Raw genomic sequence first — 20323 nt, forward strand, 5'->3', positions numbered from 1 at the left:
CTTCGCGCGCCGGTCGCGGCGCGACGGGCTGCTTCGCCGTGGTCATCAGCTGATGGCGGCGGCGATGATCGCACCGGTGGCGAGGTGCACGACGGCGGAGACCCAGACCGCCGGGTGCGGCTGCTGGTCGACCAGGATCTCGCCGAGCTTGCCCGGCGTGGCGACGTCGAGCAGCACGAAGGCCGCCGCCATGATCACCAGGCCGAGGATCCCGTACGCGGACGCGCCCACGATGCCGAGCGCGAAGTCGTCCTCGCTGGCGGCGATGGCGGCGACCACGATGATGCCGACGCCGGCGAGGTTCGAGGCGAGCAGCAGCGCGGCGTTGCGGTTGCGCTCGGTCCAGATCAGCTGGTTGAGCTTGCCGGGGGTGGCGAGGTCCACCAGGACGTAGCCGATGCCCATCAGCAGGACACCGACCGCCCCGTAGGCGAGGGTGACCAGCAGATCGGTGACGAGGGTCTGCACAGGAGGCTCCAGGGTGAGGGGGGTCGGTGCGTCACTTGCCGCTGCCGGGGCCGCCGCCCCGGACGGTGCTGCCACGGCCCCAGCCCCAGTGGGAGCCGACCGTGGAGTGGTAGCGGGGGTAGGCGGTGCTCATGCGCTCCAGCAGGATCACCGAGCCGGCGGCGATCGGCAGGATCACCACCGAGTCGTCGTCGTAGCGCAGGTAGACGCCGCTGCCGTCGACGTACTGGTCGGCCGGCTGCCACGCGTCGGTGACCTCCTTCGCCACCTGGCTCGGCGAACGGGGCGAGGTGTAGGCGACGGCGTTGCGGCCGATGTCCCGGCTCGCCGCCCGCTTGTACTTGTCCTCGACGTAGCCGCGCGGCGAGAAGCTGCCGTAGAAGATCGCGAAGGCGGCGACCAGGGCGCCGATGACGGCGAACGCCGCCCCCACCACGAACCAGCGTCGGTACGTCATCGCAGTGCCACCACCGTCTCGGTCAGGACCAGCTCGTTGGTCTGTGGATACGCGTGCCAGGTGCGCCAGGCGAGGGTGCCGGCCGGCGGGTCGGGGCGGACCGCCAGCGCGGTCACCGCGTCGGCGTCGCCGGGGAACACGCCCACCAGCGCGTACGGGTCGTCGGCCAGGTCGGCACGGAGGGCGGCCACCTGCTCGCTCAGCCCCGCGCCGGCGGGGCGCAGCACGGTCGCCGTGAAGTGGTAGCCGCTCGCCTCGTCCCGTACCGCACCGGGCAGCTCCGGCGGGCGGCCGGGCAGGCAGGCGACCGTCTCGGTCAGCGCGGCGCCGGGCGCGTGCAGGACCACCTGGTGCGAGGCGCCGAGCAGCCGCAGCCGCAGCCGGACGCCGTCGGGCAGGTCGAGGTCGAGCACGTGCAGCGCGGGCCGCTCGACGTCGTCGAGCGCCAGGCTGAGGTCGGCGGCGCTGGTGTCGACGTACGGGGCGTCGAGGGTGACGAGCATCAGCCCACCTCGGACTGCGGATAGATCATCACGTCGCCGCGGTGCAGCAGCTCACCGAGCGCCACCTCCCAGCCCGCCTCGCCGTACGCCTCGAAGGAGAGCCGGGCGCCGCCGGGCGCCTGGTAGTCGTGGTACCGCATCGTGCCGGTCGGGTCGAGCCCGGTGTTGCCGACGGCGGTGAAGCGGGCCTGGCCGGACTCGTTCCAGTTGTAACGGCGGCCGGCGAAGTCGATGGTCGGGGCGCCGGGGGTCACGGTGGCGCCCTGCTCGGCTCCCCAGAGCACCAGCTCCAGCTCCGGGTCCTCCTCGACGGAGAGCCAGCGCCGCACGCCGCCGGCGTCGTCGAGCAGGTGCTCGGCCCAGCTCCAGCCGCCCTCGACCAGGCGGATCGAGCCGCGCACCGCGTACGACACGCCCCGGATCTCGACGATGTCGCCGGGCTTCAGCCGGCGCGGGTCACCGCGCAGCGCGTCGGCGTCCCGGTCCCGCAGCGGGTCACCCGGCCCCTTGGCCCGCTGTTGCGGGCGGGAACGCGTCCGGTTCCAGGCGACCGCGGCCACCACCAGGCCCGCCACTCCGACCAGACAGCCGACCGCCGCCAGCACGTACGCGAGCGTTCCGCTCAACCCGACCACCTCCCCAGGTACGTCGGCGCAGACGGTAACAACCCCGCGCACCTGGGGAAAATGCCTGGTCGGGGAGTGAGAGGCCGGTTACGCCACGTGCCCGGCGGCTGCCCTCCCCCGGGCCCGCTCTTCGAGCCTCTACGGCCCGTCGGGGCGGTCCGTGGCGTACTCGCGCAGCGTGGTGCGGCCCATGACGCAGCCCGTGAAGGTGCCGAACTCGGCAGGGTCGTCGCGCAACGCCGTCCAGGCGACGCGCCCGGCGGTCGGGTCGACGCGCTCCAGCAGCGTGGCGGCGTAGACGCGCCCGGCCGGGGTGCCCTCGGCGAGCAGCCGGTCGAGCTGTCCACGCAGGTCCTCGGGGTCGTCGCCCAGTGCGGCCTCGACCCGCCGGTACGCCTCGGTCACCGGCAGCAGCGTCCCGGCGATCCCCACCCCACCGAACGCCACCGTCTCGGCCTGCCGCAGCTCGTCGAAGGCCGCCTCGACCTCCCGATCCTTCTTCCGCCCCATCCCAAACACCCTCCACCCTCCTCTCTTCAACCTCTTCCAACCTCTTCCCCACCCCCTTCCCCACCCACCCCCACCTCCACCCTGTTGATCATGAAGTTGTTGCCCGCCAAATCGGCGTGTCGCGACAACAACTTCATGATCAACGGGACCTGGGGTGGGGGTGGGTTAGGCCCGGGTGATCGTTAGGGCGTCGGGGGTGGGTGCCAGGTCGACCTTGACCGTGTCGCCGTCGCGGATCTGGCCCGACAGGAGTGCCCTGGCGAGTTGGTCGCCGATGGCCGTCTGGACCAGGCGGCGCAGCGGGCGGGCGCCGTAGATCGGGTCGTACCCGTGCTCGGCGAGCCAGACCCGGGCCGGCTCGGTGATCTCCAGGCCCAGGCGGCGGTCGGCGAGACGCTTGCGCATCCGGTCGAGCTGGATGTCGACGATCGCCCGCAGGTCGTTCCCGAGCAGCGCGGCGAAGACCACGATGTCGTCGAGGCGGTTGAGGAACTCCGGCTTGAAGTGCGAGCGGACCACCGCGAGGACGCCCTCCCGTCGCTGCTCCTCGGCCAGCGTCAGGTCGCCGATCACCGACGAGCCCAGGTTGGAGGTGAGGATCAGAATTGCGTTGCGGAAGTCCACCGTACGGCCCTGCCCGTCGGTGAGCCGGCCGTCGTCGAGCACCTGGAGCAGGATGTCGAAGACGTCCGGGTGCGCCTTCTCGACCTCGTCGAGCAGGATCACCGAGTACGGCCGGCGGCGTACCGCCTCGGTGAGCTGGCCGCCCTCCTCGTAGCCGACGTAGCCGGGCGGGGCGCCGACGAGCCGGGCGACGGAGTGCTTCTCGCCGTACTCGCTCATGTCGATGCGGACCATGGCCCGCTCGTCGTCGAAGAGGAACTCGGCTAGCGCCTTGGCCAGCTCGGTCTTGCCGACGCCGGTCGGGCCGAGAAAGAGGAAGCTGCCGGTCGGGCGGTCGGGGTCGGCGACGCCGGCCCGGGCGCGGCGGACCGCGTCGGAGACCGAGCCGACGGCCTCGGCCTGACCGACCACGCGGGTGCCGAGCGACTCCTCCATCCGCAGCAGCTTGGCGGTCTCGCCCTCCAGCAGCCGGCCGGCGGGGATGCCGGTCCAGGAGGCGACCACGGCGGCGATGTCGTCGGCGCCGACCTCCTCCTTGAGCATCGCGCCCTCAGCCTGGAGCCGGGCCAGTTCCTCCTCGGCCTGCTTCAGCTCGGCCTTGAGGGCGGGAATTCGGCCGTAGCGCAGCTCGGCGGCCCGCTCCAGCTCGCCGTCGCGTTCGGCCCGCTCGGCCTCGCCGCCGAGCCGCTCCAGCTCCTCCTTGGCCGTGGAGAGCTTGGTGATGTGGCTCTTCTCCAGCTGCCAGCGCTCCGACAGGACGGTGAGCTGCTCGCGCTTGTCGGCCAGCTCCTTGCGCAGCCGCTCCAGCCGCTCGGCGGAGGCGGCGTCCGGCTCCTTGGCCAGCGCCATCTCCTCGATCTCCAGCCGGCGCACCGCCCGCTCGATCTCGTCCACCTCGACGGGCCGGGAGTCGATCTCCATCCGGAGCCGGGACGCGGACTCGTCGACCAGGTCGATCGCCTTGTCCGGCAGGAACCGGTCGGTGATGTAGCGGTCCGACAGGGCGGCGGCGGCGACCAGGGCGGCGTCGGTGATGCGTACGCCGTGGTGCACCTCGTAGCGCTCCTTGAGCCCGCGCAGGATGCCGATGGTGTCCTCGATCGTCGGCTCGCCGACCAGCACCGGCTGGAAGCGCCGCTCCAGGGCCGGGTCCTTCTCGATGTGCTCGCGGTACTCGTCAAGCGTGGTCGCGCCGACCATCCGCAGCTCACCGCGGGCCAGCATCGGCTTGAGCATGTTGCCGGCGTCCATCGAGCCCTCGCCCTTGCCGGCGCCGACGACGGTGTGCAACTCGTCGAGGAAGGTGATGACCTGCCCGTCGGAGTTCTTGATCTCCTCCAGGACGGACTTCAGCCGCTCCTCGAACTGGCCGCGGTACTGGGCGCCGGCGACCATCGCGCCGAGGTCGAGCGAGACGAGCTTCTTGTTCCGCAGCGACTCCGGCACGTCGCCGGCGACGATCCGCTGGGCCAGGCCCTCCACGATGGCGGTCTTACCGACGCCCGGCTCGCCGATGAGCACCGGGTTGTTCTTGGTACGCCGCGACAGCACCTGGATCACCCGACGGATCTCCGAGTCCCGGCCGATGACCGGGTCGATCTTGCCGTCGCGGGCGCTGGCGGTCAGGTCCACGCCGTACTTGGCCAGGGCCTGGTAGGTCTGCTCGGGGTCGGCGCTGGTGACCCGCCGGTCCCCGCCGCGTACGGACGGGAAGGCGGCGACGAGCGTCTCCTCGGTGGCACCGGCCGACTTCAGCGCGTTCGACACCGCGCCGCCCACCCGGGCCAGACCGGCGAGCAGGTGCTCGGTGGAGGTGTACTCGTCGCCGAGCGGCCGGGCGATCTGCTCGGCGGCCCCGATGGCGTTGACGAACTCCCGGGCCAGGGTCGGCTCGGCGATGCTGGAGCCCCGCGCGGCGGGCAGGCCGTCGACCGAGCGCCGGGCCGCCCGGCGCAGCTCGCCGGGGTCGGCCCCGACGGCGCGCAGCAGGCCGGCGGCGGTCGAGCCGTCGGTGTCCAGCAGTGACAGCAGCAGGTGCCAGGGCTCCACGGTGGCGTGGCCGCGCTGGTTCGCCAGCGCGACGGCACCGGTGATGGCCTCGCGGCTCTTGGTGGTGAGACGTTCCGTGTTCATGGGCTCCCCCGGATCGGCGTGTCCACTGGGAAGGACACAACCAGAGTTGAGCCTATTCCGCTCAACCCTGACCACGTGAGCTGACTCACACGTGTCCCGTGCTGGGGCCGAACTCCCCGGCCCCGGGTCCGGCCTCCGGTGAGCCGAGCCGTCCGCGCCCGTGGCGGAGAAGCACTGACAGATCACTCAGCGACAGGCGACGTCCTGACTGGATCCGCAGGTGACGGCGGGGAGTAGCCTGACCGCGTGCGCGTACGTGTCGAACAGACCGCCCTGCCTGGCATCGGGGTCCGTCACGATCTGCTGACGGAATCCGGCCGCCGCCTCGGCGTCGTCTCCCACCGCAATGGCCGCCGTGACCTCGTCCTCTACGACCCGGACGATCCCGACTCATGCCAGCACGACATACCGCTGACCGACGACGAGGCGGAGGCGCTCGCCGACATCCTCGGGGCGTCCCTGATGCTGGGCCAGCTCTCCGGGCTGCGCGACCAGGCCGCCGGGCTGCTCACCGAGCAGATCGCCATTCCGGCCGGGTCGAAGTACGTCAACCGCAAGCTCGGCGACACGCAGGCACGCTCCCGTACGAGCGCCTCGATCGTCGCGGTGCTGCGCCACGGCGAGGTGATCGCCTCGCCGGACCCGTCCTTCCGCTTCGCGGCCGGTGACGTGGTGGTCGTCGTCGGGACCCGCAAGGGCCTCGACGGCGTGACAGCCATCCTCGCCGACAACGACCCGGACGGCTGAGGCGCGGATGCACCACACGACAACACTGCTCATCGAAGTCGGCGCGCTGCTGTTCCTGCTCGGCCTGCTGGGCCGGCTGAGCCGCCGGATCGGCCTCTCGCCCATCCCCCTCTACCTGCTCGCCGGGCTCGCCTTCGGGCATGGCGGCCTGCTCCCCCTCGCCGCCAGCGAGGAGTTCTTCGCGGTCGGCGCCGAGATCGGCGTGATCCTGCTGCTGGTGATGCTCGGCCTCGAATACTCGGCCAACGAGCTCGTCGGCAACCTGCGCGCCGCGGCCCCCGCCGGGCTGATCGACGGGCTGCTCAACGCGCTGCCCGGGGCGGCGTTCGCACTGCTGCTCGGCTGGGACTGGGTCGCCGCGCTGGTGCTCGCCGGCATCACCTGGGTCTCCTCGTCGGGTGTCATCGCCAAGGTGCTCGCCGACCTCGGTCGCCTCGGTAACCGGGAGACGCCGGTGATCCTCTCGGTCCTGGTGATCGAGGACCTGGCCATGGCGCTCTACCTGCCCCTGCTGACGGCCGTGCTGGCGGGCACCGGCCTGCTCGGCGGCGGGATCGCGCTCGGCGTCGCGGTCGGCACCGTGCTCCTGGTGCTGGTGGTCGCCATCCGGTACGGCAACCTCATCTCCACCGCCATGTCGGCGAAGGACCCGGAGGCGCTGCTGCTCGGCGTACTCGGGATGACCCTGCTGGTGGCCGGCATCGCGGCGAAGCTCCAGGTGTCGGCGGCGGTCGGGGCGTTCCTGGTCGGCATCGCGCTCTCCGGGCCGGTGGCGCACAACGCCACGGAGTTGCTCACGCCGCTGCGCGACCTCTTCGCGGCGGTCTTCTTCGTCTTCTTCGGCCTGGTCACCGATCCCCGGGACATCCCGCCGGTGCTGCTGCCCGCGCTCGCGCTGGCCATCGTCACCATGGCGACGAAGACCCTCACCGGCTACCTGGCCGCCCGCCGCGTCGGCATCGCCGAACCCGGTCGATGGCGCGCCGGTCTGGCCCTCGTGCCACGGGGTGAGTTCTCCATCGTCATCGCGGGCCTCGCGGTGGCAGCCGGCAGCGTCGAGCCGAAACTGGCGGCGCTCGCGACGGCGTACGTGCTGATCACCGTGGTGACCGGGCCGATGCTGGCCCGGCTGCCCGACTTCGCGTGGTTCAAGCGCTGGCTGCGGCAGCGCGGCGCCGCGCAACGGGCCCAGCCGGCACCCGTGGCGGACTGATCGACGTTGGCCGAGGGCCGCATCGACCGTACGGTCGGGTCGGCCCTCGGCCAACGGATGCCGAATTGCTCCGCACGGGGTCTACCGCCGATCAGCGCTCCGGGTTACCGTTTCGCCCCAGCAGCCAGAGCTCGCGGATGGCCGACGTCGGCGCGGGCTCAGAGCGGAAGGTTGGCCGGTGAGCGTGCAGGAGTCGACGTTCCACGGCTTCGCCAACCCCGTCGACCCGACCCCCGCCGAGTTGCGGGCGTGGGCCTACCAGCCGGATTCCGTACCGCTGGCCTCGATGCCGCCGGACTGGGACCTGCTGGTCTCCGGCGACCGGCTGGTGGCGGTGCTCTTCGGCCTGGCGATGGACCCGGCCTGCCCGGCACGCCGCTTCGCGCTGCACTGCCTCTACATCTACGCCGCCGACGGCATCCGGACCAACTTCCGCGCCCACCCGAAGCGGCGCTTCCGCAAGCTCGTGGAGCAGGCCGAGCGCGACGGCGACGACCTGATGCGCACCTGGGCGTACAACAGCCGGGTGCTGCTGGCCCGCCCGGAACTCTTCGTCTACCGGGACTGGTGCGAGGGCGGCCTGGTACGGGAGAACCGCCGCATCGCCTGAGCTGAGCAACGCAGGCACTCTCCGCCGACGAACGGGCCGGAGCTCCGCACGGGCGTCCCGGCCCACACCCCGACGACGAACGGGCCGCAGCCCCCGCACGGAGCCCACGAGCGTCCCGGCCCGCGCCCCCGACGACGAACGGTCGGGTCCCTGCACGGGCATCCCGGTCCGCGCCTTGACGACGAACGGCCGGGACCCCGCACGAACGTCCCGGCCCGCAGCCCCGACGACGAACGGGCCGGGGCCCCCCGTGGGTCCCGGCCCGCACGTCGGCGGAACGTCAGTGCTCCGATCCACCCTTTTCGCGGCGTCTCGCCTCGTCGCGTCCCTGCTCGGTACCGTGGTCGGCCCGGTCGGCGAACGCGCCGTTCTTGACCTTGTCGGTGAAGCGGCCCTCGGTGACCCGGTCGAATCTCTCCCGGACGTTCTTCGCCACCTCTTCGAGCCGTTCCTCCGCCTGCTGGGCAGGCTTCCTCGCGGCTTCCGTCATGGCTCCCCCTGCCATTGGAGTCCGGATTAAGCGGGTTGGACCTGATTCGCAGATTAGCGGATCCGGTGCCTCCCCCGCCGGCAAACCGGCAACCGCGACGAGTGGAACACCACGGGTGTCATCCGGGGGTGGAGACACCCGTGGTGTTCCACTCGTGGCTCAGGCGGAGCGGTGTTCGGCGACACGGCGGACGTGACGCACCGGAAAGGCCTGCTCCGCCGGCGACGCGGACGGCTAGGCCGACAGCGACAGCGGCAGCGGCAGCGGCCGACGGCGACGCGGACGGCTAGGCCGACAGCGACCGACGGCGGCACACCCGGGGCCAGGGCCGGAAGGATGGCCACGTTCGGGCGCGGCGGACCGGCAGTGGCGACCACGCCCGCCGCCGCGCAGTCGAGCGCGAACGGAAGGACGACCGCACCTGGCCCGCCGAGGGCCCCGGGCCGGGGAGCGGAAAGACGACCGCGCCCGGCCGCGGGAGAGCGGCCGGGCGCGCGAGGTGTCGTCAGCGCTCGGGGCCCCGGCGGGGACGCCAGACCACCAGCGCGGTGGAGGTGCGGTTGGTCGGCACGAGGTCGCTGCCCGGGAAGCGGGCCAGCGCCTCCAGTTCGGCGATCCGCCGGTACGCGGCGTCCAGCTCCGCCTCCAGCCGGGCCACCCGCTGCTGCGCCTGCTCCAGCAGCCGCTCCAGCCCGATGATCCGCTTGACTCCGGCCAGGTTGATCCCGTCGTCCTGGCTGAGCCGCTGCACCTCGCGCAGCAGCACCACGTCGCGGACGCTGTAGCGGCGCCCGCCGCCGGCGGCACGTCCCGGCTGGACCAGGCCCAACCGGTCGTACTGGCGCAGGGTCTGCGGGTGCATCCCCGCCATCCGCGCCGCCACCGAGATCATCAGCACCTTGGCCTCGTAGGCAGGGTCACCCGAGCCGACGAACTCGTCCGACATCCCGCTCACCTCCGCGTGCACTCCACCGAGCCGACTGAACACCGGGTCAACTGAATCGACGTACCCGCGCCTCGAGATGTTCCCGGGCGGCCGGCGGGGTCTGCGCGGCGAAGTCCTCCAACGCCGCTCGCGCCTCGTCGGACACCTTCGCGGGTACCACCACGTCCAGGGTCACCAGCAGGTCGCCCGCCTGACCGTCACGGCGGACCACCCCCTTGCCCCGCGCCCGCAGGATCCGGCCGCTCGGCGTGCCCGGTGGCACCCGCAGGGTCACCGTGCCGTCGAGGGTGGGCACCCGCAGGTCCGTGCCGAGCACGGCCTCCGCGAACGTGACCGGCACCGTCAGCGTGAGGTCGTCGCCGGTACGCCCGAACAGTTCGTCCGGCCGCACCTTCACGTGCACGAAGAGGTCGCCCGCCGGGCCACCTCGCGCGCCGGGCTCGCCCCGCCCGGCCAGCCGGATCTTCTGACCGTCCGCCACGCCGGCCGGGAAGCGGACGTTCAGCGTGCGGGTCTTGGTGACCCCGCCCGTGCCCTGGCACTCGGGGCACTTCTCGTCCACGACGGTGCCCACGCCCTGGCAGTTGCGGCACGGCTCGGAGAAGCTGAACGACCCCTGGTTGCGGTTGGTCACCCCGGCCCCGTGGCACACCGGGCAGGTGCGCGGCTGGGTGCCGGGCTTGGCCCCGTTGCCGTGGCAGGTGTCGCACACCCCGGGGGCGCGCAGCGTGAGCGGGAGCGTCACCCCGCGTACGGCGTCGTCGAAGTCGAGGGCCACCTCGGCCTCGACGTCCCGCCCCCGGGCCGGGCCACGGGCCGCCGCCCCGCCGGCGGGACCGCCGGCACCGCCCGAGAAAATCGAGCTGAACAGGTCCTGGAAGCCGGCCCCGCCGAAGCGGCGGTCACCGCCCCCGCCCGCGGCGCCCCCGAACAGGTCGGAGACGTCGAACGGCACGCCACCGGGCTGACCGGCGCCACGGGCCCCGCGCCGGAACGCCCCCGAGCCGAACAGCGACCGCAGCTCGTCGTACTCCCGCCGCTTGGCGTCGTCGCCGAGGACGGCGTACGCCTCGGAGGCGGCCTTGAAACGCTCCTCGGCCTTCGGGTCGCCGGGGTTGTGGTCCGGGTGCGAATCCCGGGCCAGTTTCCGGTACGCCTTCTTGACGTCGTCGGCGGTGGCGGCCTTGTCCACGCCCAGCACGGCGTAGAAGTCCTTCTCGATCCAGTCCTTGGAACTCACCGGTCCACCCCCTTCCCTAGCTGGGGACCGACCGTCCCGCCGGCCCTCTGCGGGCGGGCGGGACGGTCCGGTCGTCGTTCCGCACTACTCCGGGTCGGCGACTGCGACCATCGCGGGCCGCAACAGCCGCTCACCGACCTGGTAGCCCCGACGCATCACCTGTACGCAGGTGGGCTCGGTGACGTCGGCCGAGGTCTGGTGGGCGACCGCCTCGTGCCGGGTCGGGTCGAACGGGTCGCCCTGCTCGCCGAACGGGGTCAGCCCGAACTTGCCGAGCGCCGCGACGAGCTGGTCGGCCACGCTGCCGAACGGCCCGACGAGGTCGCCGTGCTCGCGGGCCCGGTCCAGGTCGTCGAGGATCGGCAGCAGCGCGGCGAGCACCGCGCCGGTCGCCTGCTCGGTGACCAGACCCTTGTCCCGGTCCACCCGCTTGCGGTAGTTGGCGTACTCCGCCGTCACCCGCTGGAGGTCCCGGGTCCGCTCGTCGAGGTCCTTGCGCAGCGCCTCGAGTTCGGCGCCGAGCCCGCTCGGGCCGCCGTCGACCGGCTGGGCCGGGGCGTCCACCACCGGCGGGCCGCTCACCTCGGTCGCCTCGACCTCGATCTCGTCGACGACGACCTCGGACTCCTCGACCAGACCCTCGGCCGGGGCGTCCGAGCCGGCGTCGGCGGCAGCCGGCTCGGACGTCTCGCTGATCTTGCGGTTGTCACGGATGACGACCCGCGGCCCGTCGCCGGCCTGCTCGGCGGGCGCGGAGCCACCCGGCGTCGACCCGGTCGCACCCGGGTCGGCGGCTCGTGGCTTCTCCGTCATGGGGCTACCTCATCCCTCTGCCGTGGTTCCGTGTCCGGGACGAACCGTCACTTCTTGTCCTTGTCCTCGTCCACGATCTCCGCGTCGACCACGTCGTCCGCGCCGCCGGCGGGCCCGCCGGCCTGCGTACCGCCGGTCGCCCCGGCGCCCGCGGCACCCGCCGCGCCCGGACCGGCCTCGCCCGGCTGCTCGCCCTGCTGGGCGTAGAGCAGCGAGCCGGCCTCCTGGGAGACCTGCGCCAGCCGCTCGTGGGCCGACTTGATCTTCTCGATGTCCTGGCCGCCGAGCGCGCCGCGCAGCTCGCCGAGTGCCTCGTTGATCTTGTCACGGGACTCCGCCGGCAGCTTGTCGCCGCTCTCGGCCAGGAACTTCTCGGTCTGCCACTGGAGCGCCTCGGCCAGGTTGCGGGTCTCGGCCTCCTCGCGGCGACGCTTGTCGTCCTCGGCGTGCTCCTCGGCGTCGCGACGCATGCGCTCGATGTCGTCCTTCGGCAGCGAGGAGCCGCCGGTGATCGTCATCTTCTGTTCCTTGCCGGTGCCGAGGTCCTTGGCGTGGACGTTGACGATGCCGTTGGCGTCGATGTCGAAGGTGACCTCGATCTGCGGCACGCCGCGCGGCGCCGGCGGGAGGCCGGTCAGCTCGAAGGTGCCGAGCTTCTTGTTGTAGGCCGCGATCTCCCGCTCGCCCTGGAACACCTGGATCAGCACCGACGGCTGGTTGTCGTCCGCCGTGGTGAAGACCTCGGAGCGCTTGGTCGGGATGGTGGTGTTGCGCTCGATCAGCTTGGTGAAGATGCCGCCCTTGGTCTCGATGCCCAGGCTCAGCGGGGTCACGTCGAGCAGCAGGACGTCCTTGACCTCGCCCTTGAGCACGCCGGCCTGAAGGGCGGCGCCGACGGCGACGACCTCGTCCGGGTTGACGCCCTTGTTGGGCTCCTTGCCGGTGAGCTGCTTGACCAGGTCGGTCACGGCCGGCATCCGGGTCGAGCCGCCGACCATGATGACGTGCTCGACGTCGGAGACCTTGATGCCGGCGTCCTTCACGGCCTGCTCGAACGGGCCCTTGCAGCGGTCCAGCAGGTCCTGCGTCATCCGCTGGAACTCGGCCCGGCTGAGGGTCACGTCCAGGTGCAGCGGGCCCGCCGCGCCGGCCGTGATGTACGGCAGGTTGATGTTGGTGGTGGTGGCGGCGGACAGCTCGATCTTGGCCTTCTCGGCCGCCTCGCGGAGCCGCTGGAGGGCCATCTTGTCCTGGCCCAGGTCGATGCCGTGCTCGCCGCGGAAGGTCTTCACCAGGTGGTCGATGATCCGCTGGTCCCAGTCGTCGCCACCGAGGTTGTTGTCACCGCTCGTCGACTTGACCTCGACGACGCCCTCGGCCAGCTCCAGCAGCGACACGTCGAAGGTGCCGCCGCCGAGGTCGAACACCAGGACGGTCTGCTCCTTGGAACCCTTGTCCAGCCCGTACGCCAGGGCCGCCGCGGTCGGCTCGTTCACGATCCGCAGCACGTTGAAGCCGGCGATCTCGCCGGCCTCCTTGGTGGACTGGCGCTGGCCGTCGTTGAAGTAGGCCGGGACGGTGATCACCGCGTCGGTGATCTGCTCGCCCAGGTACGCCTCGGCGTCCCGCTTGAGCTTCATCAGCGTGCGGGCCGAGATCTCCTGCGGGGTGTACTTCTTGCCGTCGATGTCGACGGACCAGTTGGTGCCGATCTCCCGCTTGACCGAGCGGATGGTCCGGTCCGGGTTCGTCACCGCCTGGCGCTTGGCGACCTCACCGACGAGCACCTCGCCGTTGCGGGCGAACGCGACGATCGACGGGGTCGTCCGCGAGCCTTCAGCGTTGGCGATGACGGTGGGCTCACCGCCCTCCAGAACGCTGACGCAGGAGTTCGTCGTGCCCAGGTCGATACCGACCGCACGTGCCATCTTCGCTTCCTCGCTTCATCACGTCGTGGGCAGGTGACGGGCGACGCCCGTCGAGCTGCCCGGCGGGCGTCGCCCGCAGCGACCCCACCACAAGTTGAGTGAACTTGACTCAATAGTGCCACGCCCCGCGAAATCGTCAAGTCGGGGTTGAGCCGACCCGACGCAACCCCAGGTTCGTACCGATCGGTTGTCTTCCCTTGCGTCGGTCGGGCACGCTTTAGCGGTGACGACGCACGGCGATCCCGCCACCCCGGCCGGCACGCCCACCGTCGCAGCCCGCACCGGCCCCACGGACGCCGGGGAGGACCGGCCCGCCACCACCGGGGACGACAGCCTGCCCGCCACACTGGCCGGCCTGCGCGCCGCGATCGGGGCGGCCCGGTTCCCGCTCGCGCTGCCCTCCGCCGAGCCTGCCCGGCGCGCCGGCGGGAGCCTCACCGACCAGCTCGACGACTACCTGCTGCCCCGGCTGCGCCGGCTCGACGCGCCGCTGCTCGTGGTGGTCGGCGGGTCCACCGGCGCGGGCAAGTCCACGCTTGTCAACAGCCTGGTGCAGGCGCGGGTGAGCGCCGCCGGGGTGCTCCGGCCGACCACCCGCTCCCCGGTGCTGGTCTGCAACCCGGCCGACTCGGGCTGGTTCCGCCAGGGCGAGCTGCTGCCCGGCCTCACCCGCACCACCGAGCCCAGCGAGGACCCGCGCACCCTGCAACTGGTGACCGCCCCGGCCCTGCCGGCCGGGCTGGCCTTCCTCGACGCCCCCGACATCGACTCGGTCGTCGACGCCAACCGGGCCCTGGCCGGTCAACTCCTGGCCGCCGCCGACCTCTGGCTCTTCGTCACCACCGCCGCCCGCTACGCCGACGCCGTCCCCTGGGAGCTGCTGCGCAGCGCCCGGGCCCGGGGCGCGGTCATCGCCATGGTGCTGGACCGGGTGCCTGCGGAGGCGGCCGACGAGATCGCCGCCCACCTGTCGGAGATGCTCGCCGCGCAGGAGCTGGGGGCGGCCCCGCTCTTCGTGCTGCCGGAGACCTGGGTCGACGGGCAGGGCCTGCTGCCCGAGCGGGTCACCGCGCCGCTCGCCGCCTGGTTCGCCCGGCTGGCCGCCGACGCCGACGCCCGCGCCGCCGTGGTCCGGCAGACCCTGGACGGCGCGCTCGCCGCGCTGCACCCGGCGGTCGAGGGGCTCGCCGACGCCGCCGAGGATCAGGTCACCGCCGCCGACGCGCTCGACGAGCGGGTGCTGGCCGCGTACCGGGGGGCGTACCGGACCGTCGGGCAGGGGCTGAAGGACGGCCGGCTGCTCCGCGGCGAGGTGCTGGCCCGCTGGCAGGAGTTCGTCGGCACCGGCGAGTTCTTCCGCACCATGGAGGCCCGCATCGGGCGGCTCCGCGACCGGGTGGTGGCGGCGGTCACCGGCCGGCCCGCGCCCGCGTCCGAGCTGCGGGACGCGATCGAGTCCCAGCTGGTGACCCTGCTGCGGGGCGTCGCCGCCGAGGCGGCCGAGAACGCGTACACCGGGTGGAAGGCGCATCCCGCCGGGGCGGCGCTACTCGAACCTGAGCTGGCCCACCCCTCCGCCGACCTGCCCGAACGGGCCGAGCGGCTGGTGCGGGAGTGGCAGCGGGGCGTGCTGGAGCTGGTCCGCGCCGAGGGCGGCGACCGCCGCTTCGTGGCCCGGACGGCCGCGTACGCGGTGAACGCCACCGGGCTCGCCGTCATGATCGCGGTGTTCGCCTCGACGGCGTTCATCCCCACCGGGCTGGAGGTGGCCACCGGGGCCGGCACGACCGTCGCCGCGCAGACCGTGCTCCAGGCGATCTTCGGCGACCAGGCCGTGCGTACGCTGGCCGCCAAGGCCCGGGCCGACCTGCTGGACCGGGTGCGGGCCCTGCTCGACGACGAGGCCGCCCGCTACCTGGACCGGACGGCGCAGGCGCGGCCCGCCGCGGACACCGCGGAGGCCCTGCGCGGCGCCGCCAACCGGGTGGAGATCGCCCGCAACCGCAGCGACCTCTCCGGCGCGGCCGTCGCGGGCCCGCCCGGTACCGGGGACGGAGGGTCATGACCAACATCGTCGGACGGATGCGCGAGGCGTTCCGCGGTGACCAGCGGGTGGACGCCGACGCGCTCGTCGCCCGCCTCGACGCCGTACGCCGGTTCCTCACGGTCGTCGACGGCCACCTGCCGGACGCGCGGCTCGTGTCGGCGCACACCCTCGTCGAGCGGGCCGGCACCCGGCTGGCGCTCTCCCGCGACCACACCGTGGTGGCCCTGGCCGGCGCGACCGGCAGCGGCAAGTCCAGCCTGTTCAACGCGCTCGCCCGGATGGAACTCTCCACGGTCGGCGTGCGCCGCCCCACCACCGGCGTCGCGCACGCCTGCGTCTGGGGGCCGCTCGACGGCGGCAACCGCCTGCTCGACTGGGTGGGCGTGCTGCCCCGGCACCGGTTCGTCCGGGAGAGCGTGCTGGACGGCGACGACGAGTCCGCCCTGCACGGGCTGATCCTGCTCGACCTGCCCGACTTCGACTCGGTGCAGCGGTCGCACCGGCTGGAGGTGGACCGGCTGCTCGGCCTGGTCGACCTCGTGGTGTGGGTGGTCGACCCGCAGAAGTACGCCGACCGCGTCATCCACACCAACTACCTGCGCGAGTTCCACCGGCACCGGGACGTCACCCTGGTCGTGCTCAACCAGGCCGACCGGCTGCCACCGGCCGAGCTGCCCCGGGTGCTGGCCGACCTGCGCCGGCTGCTCGACTCCGACGGCCTGGAGGGCGTACCGCTACTGGCGACCACCGCCGTCGACCCGGCGGGCATGGTCGGGCTGCGGGAGGCGCTGGAACGCACGGTGGCCGAGCGGCAGGCCGCGCTGCGGCGGCTCCAGGGCGACGTGGACGCGGTGGTGGCCGGGCTCGAAGAACTGGTCGGCGGTGCCTCGCCGGCCGGTGGACCCGACGACGCCGCTGTCAGCGGGCTGCACCGGGCGCTCGCCGGCGCGGCCGGGGTGCCGGCGGTCGCCGAGGCGGTCGAGCAGGCGTACCGGCACCGGGGCGCCGCCACCACCGGCTGGCCGTTGGTCCGGGGCTGGCGGCGGCTGCGGCCCGACCCGCTACGCCGGCTGCACCTGCCCGGCCCGGCCGCCGGCCGCGACGAACCGGCGGAGAGCCTCGTCGCCGCGACCTCGGTGCCCGACCCCACCGCAGCGCAGCGCGCGGCGCTCGGGCTGGCGATCCGGTCGGTGGCCGACCGGACCGGGGCGGACCTGCCCGCCGCCTGGCCGGCCGCGGTGACCGCCGCCGCCCGCTCCCGCCTCGCCGACCTGCCGGACGCGCTGGACCGCGCGGTGGCCGGCACGGACCTGGGCATGGACCGGCGACCGCTCTGGTGGCGGTTCGTCGGCGGCCTCCAGTGGCTGGTGACGCTGGCCGCGCTGGCCGGGCTGGGCTGGCTGGCGCTCGGCTACGCGCTGCGCGCGCTGGGCCTGCCGGCGCTGGAGCACCCGATGGTCGGCGAGGTGCCGCTGCCCACCCTGCTGCTCCTCGGCGGCCTGCTCGCCGGGCTGCTGGTGGCCGCCCTGACCAGGCCGATCGTCCGCTGGGCGGCCCGCCGCGCCCGCCGCCGGGCCGAGCGGCGCCTCACGGACGCGGTGGCGACGGTCGGCGAGGAGCACGTGCTGGCCCCGGTGCGGACGGTGCTCGCCTCCTACGCCGAGGCCCGTACGGCCCTGGGGGAGGCCGCCGGCCGCTGAGCCGAAAATCCCGTCCCACGACAACCGCAGGTCGGCGGCGTGGCGGCGCGACGCGGGCCGGACGCTCGGGTCGCTCGTACCGTCCCGGGGCGGGCGGCGGCGTAGGGTCGGTGGATGGGAACGCCTCAGACCCCGTACGACGCGGTGCTGCACGCCGCCCGCGACGTGGCCAAGCTGGACAACGCCCTCGACGCGGAGATGCTCGGCGCGGCCCTGCTCGGCAGCGTCTACTCGGTCGCGGAGACCGAACGTGACGCCGCCGTCCGGGACTTCGTGGCCGGCTTCCTGGCCGCCACCTCCCGCCGCCGCTCGGCCGCGGCGACCACCATCCGTTCCGTGTTCGCCGCGCTGGTGCCCGACGCCGAGGGCACCGACCGGGTCCGTCCGGGCGCCGCCACCCCCGCCTGGGCCGGCCACCTCGGCCGCGTGCACCTGACCGGCTGCTGGTCCTACGGCGACGTGTACGGCGACCAGACCTCCTACCTGGCGACCTTCGCCTACGACGACCCGGCGGGCGGTCCGGCGCACGCCGTGGTGACGCTGCTCGACCACAACATCGGCATCACCAAGGACGTCTTCGTCGGCGGGCCACCCGACCGCATCCTCGACCAGGTCCGGCAGATGTGCGCCGGGGACGAGCTGACCTGGTTCCGCGACGAGGAGCCGGCCCGGATGCGCGCCGAGGTGACCCGCCACCTCGCGATCACCGACGGCCTGACCGAGTTGCCCGGGGAGGGCTCGCTCGCCACCGACCGCGCCCTGCTCGGCGCCCGGCTGGCACGGCTGCCGCAGGCGGCCGGGGCGGCCCCCGCGCCCACCGAGCCGCTCTCCGCCGCCGAGCGTACGGACCTGGTCCGCCGGTTCCTCGCCTCGCCCGAGGCGGCCCGCTTCGGCCTGGACACCATCGACGGGGCAGAGCTGGCCTCGCTGCACTTCTGCCTCAGCCTGCTGCTGGACCACGCGGCCAGCTTCCCGGACGCCGACCCGTTGCGGTGGAGCCCCACCGTGGCCGGGCTGTTCCTGCTGGACTGGGTGCACCGGCGCGCGGTGCTGGACATGGACGACGCCGCGCTGCTGCCCCGGGTGCTGCGCGCCTGGGCCGGCTACGCCGCCCGTAAGCGCGGGCTGCCCGAGCAGGCGGCGACGCAGATCGACACGGCCGTCGAGGAGATGGTGCCGGAGTTCGCCCGCCTCTACAGCACGGGCGAACGCCGCAGCCCCGCCACGGCCGCCGTCGCGCAGCTGATGGCCGACGGCGTCGACCCCGACGACCCGGCCGCCCTCGACGCCTGGATCGAGGCCAACCGCCACCGCCTCACGGACGACCCCGCCTGACCCACCCTCTCCCCTCCCCGCGCCCGCGCGGCGCCGGAGGGGGGAGGAAGGGGTGGGGGTGGGTTAGCGGAGGGGGGCGAAGAAGAGGGCGGCTACCAGGGCGCCCAGGGCGAGGCCCGCGACCACCTGGGGCACGGTGTGGTCGCGCAGGCGGACCCGGGACCAACCGACCAGCACGAGCAGTGGCGCCGTCGCCAGCAACCCGGCCCCGAACGTGAGCACCAGCACGACCACCGTGCCGGCGGCCACCGCCGAGTGGATCGACATCTTCCACCAGTGGCTCACCGTCACGGCGACCACCAGGCCGACGAGCCCGGCGGCGGCCAGGGCCAGCACCGGTCGCGGCGCGCCGAGCACGGCGAGCAGGGCCAGCCCGGCGGCGACCGAGCAGAGCCCGAACAGCAACGGGACGCGGCGCTGCTCGCGGATCCCCACGTGATGGTCGGTCAGCCGGCCGCGACGCACCCCGCCGAGGATGTACGCGAACGGGATCCCGCTGACGAAGAGCGTGGCCAGCAGTCCCCAGGCCAGCCCGTGCGCGCCCTGGGCGCTGTGCCAGCCGACCGCCAGCGTCAGCGCCGAGACCAGTACGGCGGGCGCGGTCAGCTCGGTCACGAACCGGGCGAGCCGGAGGGTCCGGCCGGGTGGTGGCGGGGCGGCCGGACGGCTGTGGGATTCCGCGTCCGAACCGCCCGTCCCGCTCAGCGCCCCGCCTCTGCGTCCGCCCCGGGCCGCCGCCCGGAACCGTTCCCGTCCGTACCCCGGCGCTCCGACCGGGCCGGGGCCCCGCCGTGGATCACCTGCCGTCGACCGTCACCGTACCCGCGGCCGGCCGTCCCGGTGCCCGGTCCCGCCGGGATCGCCGGTGGTCGGGCCGGGGTCGACGGTCGCGCTGGCGGTCGGTTCGTCGGGTGCCGGGGACGCGCTGGGCGCCGGGGACGCCGTGGGCTCGGGCGGTGGTAGCGAGAGGGTGCTCGTCGGCTCCGCCGACGTCGGCTCGCCGGTCGGCGTGGGTGCCGGGCTCGGGCTGGGGCTCGGCGAGGGCTTCGGCGACGGGCTCGGGGACGCCGGAGGCCTCGGGGACGGGGGTGCCGAGGGCTTCGGGGACGAGGGCGGCGGTACCGGCCGGCCGCCGGGCCGGGACGGGGGCTTCGGACGCGCCGCCGGGCGGAGTGGCGGCGGCGGGGCGGGCGCCGCGACAATCGGCGTACGCGGGAAGGGCACGACGGTCCGCCAGTCGCCCGGGTCGGCCACGGCGGGGGACGGGGTCGACGGGGCTACCGGGGGGCGGCCCGTCGCCGGCACCGGGATCACCACGGGGCCGACCGAGGGCGTCGGGAGGAACGGGGTGCTGCCGTCCGGCAGGGCCGTGCTGCCGACGGTGGCGGAGCCGGTGCTGATCGCGGCGAGGATCGGCATCGACGCGGTGCCGGCGAGCAGTGCCACCGTGAACAGGTAGCCCCGGGACGGCCCGCCCGAGCCGGGGGCCCGGTGCGCGCCGACCAGCCGGCGGTAGCCGCCGGCCCGGTGGCGGCCGAGGAGGGGAACGGTGGGATCTGGGCCTGGCTCGGACACCACACACCCCTTTTCGTCGACTCCGACGGTGGACGGGCCGGTACGGCGACCGGCCCGAGCGCCCGGGGCACCGCCCGGACACGAGGAAGCGGCAAACCGCCCCGACGCGGACGATCCCGCGCCAATCAGCCTGGACCAGTGACGGTCGGTCGGCCAACCCTGCACAGCGTGTCGACACGCGTATCTGGCCGAACGGTGACGAACCATCGCCGGATCGGCCGCGCGTCGATGCAACGGACACCGGGCGCGCCGTGCGACGAAGCGGGCCACCGCGATCGGCCGGGACAGGCGCACTGTGGGCGCGCTCACGTGTGATGCGAATATGGACCACGACGGCAACGCAGCCACGACCTCCGCG

Annotated in this window: 19 protein-coding genes; 7 read left to right on the top strand and 12 right to left on the bottom strand. The window is 73.9% G+C overall.

Going from position 1 to position 20323, the window contains the following annotated elements:
• Window positions 1-45: 45 nt before the first annotated feature.
• From ACGFNF_RS18095 to clpB, 6 genes are all read right to left on the bottom strand, one after another.
• Window positions 46-468: a DUF350 domain-containing protein gene (locus ACGFNF_RS18095; protein ID WP_357580595.1), complete on the bottom strand. Its 423-nt coding sequence runs from the start codon at window positions 466-468 to the stop codon at window positions 46-48.
• Between the two features lie 31 nt (window positions 469-499).
• Entirely contained in the window at window positions 500-925 is a 426-nt protein-coding gene (locus ACGFNF_RS18100) for a DUF4247 domain-containing protein (protein ID WP_357580594.1), read from the bottom strand.
• On the bottom strand, window positions 922-1428 hold the full coding sequence (locus ACGFNF_RS18105; protein WP_357580593.1) for a DUF2617 family protein: 507 nt from the start codon (window positions 1426-1428) through the stop codon (window positions 922-924). Before ACGFNF_RS18105 ends, ACGFNF_RS18100 begins: the two co-directional genes overlap by 4 nt.
• Complete coding sequence (locus ACGFNF_RS18110; RefSeq protein WP_357580592.1) at window positions 1428-2054, bottom strand: DUF4178 domain-containing protein; 627 nt, start codon at window positions 2052-2054, stop codon at window positions 1428-1430. The genes ACGFNF_RS18105 and ACGFNF_RS18110 overlap by 1 nt, the downstream gene beginning before the upstream one ends.
• A gap of 138 nt (window positions 2055-2192) precedes the next feature.
• Window positions 2193-2564: a hypothetical protein gene (locus tag ACGFNF_RS18115; RefSeq protein WP_357580591.1), complete on the bottom strand. Its 372-nt coding sequence runs from the start codon at window positions 2562-2564 to the stop codon at window positions 2193-2195.
• 165 nt (window positions 2565-2729) lie between these two features.
• Entirely contained in the window at window positions 2730-5321 is a 2592-nt protein-coding gene (gene clpB / locus ACGFNF_RS18120) for an ATP-dependent chaperone ClpB (protein ID WP_357580590.1), read from the bottom strand.
• A 246-nt stretch (window positions 5322-5567) separates the two neighbouring features.
• On the opposite strand from clpB, the gene ACGFNF_RS18125 reads away from it, so the two are divergent.
• From ACGFNF_RS18125 to ACGFNF_RS18135, 3 genes are all read left to right on the top strand, one after another.
• Window positions 5568-6068: a TrkA C-terminal domain-containing protein gene (locus ACGFNF_RS18125; RefSeq protein WP_357580589.1), complete on the top strand. Its 501-nt coding sequence runs from the start codon at window positions 5568-5570 to the stop codon at window positions 6066-6068.
• 7 nt (window positions 6069-6075) lie between these two features.
• Window positions 6076-7281 (top strand): cation:proton antiporter, encoded by a 1206-nt coding sequence (locus tag ACGFNF_RS18130; RefSeq protein WP_311410085.1) that lies wholly within the window; start codon window positions 6076-6078, stop codon window positions 7279-7281.
• A gap of 178 nt (window positions 7282-7459) precedes the next feature.
• On the top strand, window positions 7460-7891 hold the full coding sequence (locus tag ACGFNF_RS18135) for a hypothetical protein (RefSeq protein WP_357580637.1): 432 nt from the start codon (window positions 7460-7462) through the stop codon (window positions 7889-7891).
• A gap of 280 nt (window positions 7892-8171) precedes the next feature.
• Here ACGFNF_RS18135 and ACGFNF_RS18140 read toward each other — a convergent pair whose 3' ends face one another.
• The 5 genes from ACGFNF_RS18140 to dnaK all read right to left on the bottom strand — a co-directional run bounded on the left by ACGFNF_RS18140 (window position 8172) and on the right by dnaK (window position 13308).
• Window positions 8172-8381: a hypothetical protein gene (locus tag ACGFNF_RS18140; RefSeq protein WP_393169157.1), complete on the bottom strand. Its 210-nt coding sequence runs from the start codon at window positions 8379-8381 to the stop codon at window positions 8172-8174.
• A 505-nt stretch (window positions 8382-8886) separates the two neighbouring features.
• Complete coding sequence (locus ACGFNF_RS18145) at window positions 8887-9327, bottom strand: heat shock protein transcriptional repressor HspR (protein ID WP_121399143.1); 441 nt, start codon at window positions 9325-9327, stop codon at window positions 8887-8889.
• A gap of 46 nt (window positions 9328-9373) precedes the next feature.
• A complete protein-coding gene (gene dnaJ / locus ACGFNF_RS18150) occupies window positions 9374-10567 on the bottom strand; it encodes a molecular chaperone DnaJ (protein WP_357580639.1) in 1194 nt (397 codons plus the stop codon).
• 84 nt (window positions 10568-10651) lie between these two features.
• Window positions 10652-11380, bottom strand: a complete 729-nt coding sequence (grpE, locus tag ACGFNF_RS18155; protein WP_357580640.1) for a nucleotide exchange factor GrpE — start codon at window positions 11378-11380, stop codon at window positions 10652-10654.
• A gap of 47 nt (window positions 11381-11427) precedes the next feature.
• Window positions 11428-13308, bottom strand: a complete 1881-nt coding sequence (dnaK, locus tag ACGFNF_RS18160; protein ID WP_151455880.1) for a molecular chaperone DnaK — start codon at window positions 13306-13308, stop codon at window positions 11428-11430.
• A 223-nt stretch (window positions 13309-13531) separates the two neighbouring features.
• Here dnaK and ACGFNF_RS18165 point away from each other — a divergent pair, with 223 nt between their 5' ends.
• The 3 genes from ACGFNF_RS18165 to ACGFNF_RS18175 all read left to right on the top strand — a co-directional run bounded on the left by ACGFNF_RS18165 (window position 13532) and on the right by ACGFNF_RS18175 (window position 18390).
• A complete protein-coding gene (locus tag ACGFNF_RS18165; RefSeq protein ID WP_393169160.1) occupies window positions 13532-15373 on the top strand; it encodes an ABC transporter in 1842 nt (613 codons plus the stop codon).
• Window positions 15370-17055 carry a GTPase gene (locus ACGFNF_RS18170; protein ID WP_393169162.1) on the top strand — a complete coding sequence of 562 codons (1686 nt, stop codon included), beginning with the start codon at window positions 15370-15372 and terminating at the stop codon, window positions 17053-17055. Before ACGFNF_RS18165 ends, ACGFNF_RS18170 begins: the two co-directional genes overlap by 4 nt.
• 114 nt (window positions 17056-17169) lie before the next feature.
• Window positions 17170-18390 carry a hypothetical protein gene (locus ACGFNF_RS18175; protein WP_357580643.1) on the top strand — a complete coding sequence of 407 codons (1221 nt, stop codon included), beginning with the start codon at window positions 17170-17172 and terminating at the stop codon, window positions 18388-18390.
• A gap of 63 nt (window positions 18391-18453) precedes the next feature.
• On the opposite strand, the gene ACGFNF_RS18180 is transcribed toward ACGFNF_RS18175, so the two are convergent.
• Window positions 18454-19005: a phosphatase PAP2 family protein gene (locus ACGFNF_RS18180; protein ID WP_357580644.1), complete on the bottom strand. Its 552-nt coding sequence runs from the start codon at window positions 19003-19005 to the stop codon at window positions 18454-18456.
• Window positions 19006-19255: 250 nt separating this feature from the next.
• Between ACGFNF_RS18180 and ACGFNF_RS18185 the strand changes: the two genes are divergently transcribed.
• On the top strand, window positions 19256-19849 hold the full coding sequence (locus tag ACGFNF_RS18185) for a hypothetical protein (protein ID WP_393169165.1): 594 nt from the start codon (window positions 19256-19258) through the stop codon (window positions 19847-19849).
• Window positions 19850-20323: the final 474 nt, after the last annotated feature.

Origin of the sequence: Micromonospora sp. NPDC048868 (assembly GCF_043198195.1) — a bacterium.
Classification (GTDB): domain Bacteria; phylum Actinomycetota; class Actinomycetes; order Mycobacteriales; family Micromonosporaceae; genus Micromonospora; species Micromonospora reichwaldensis.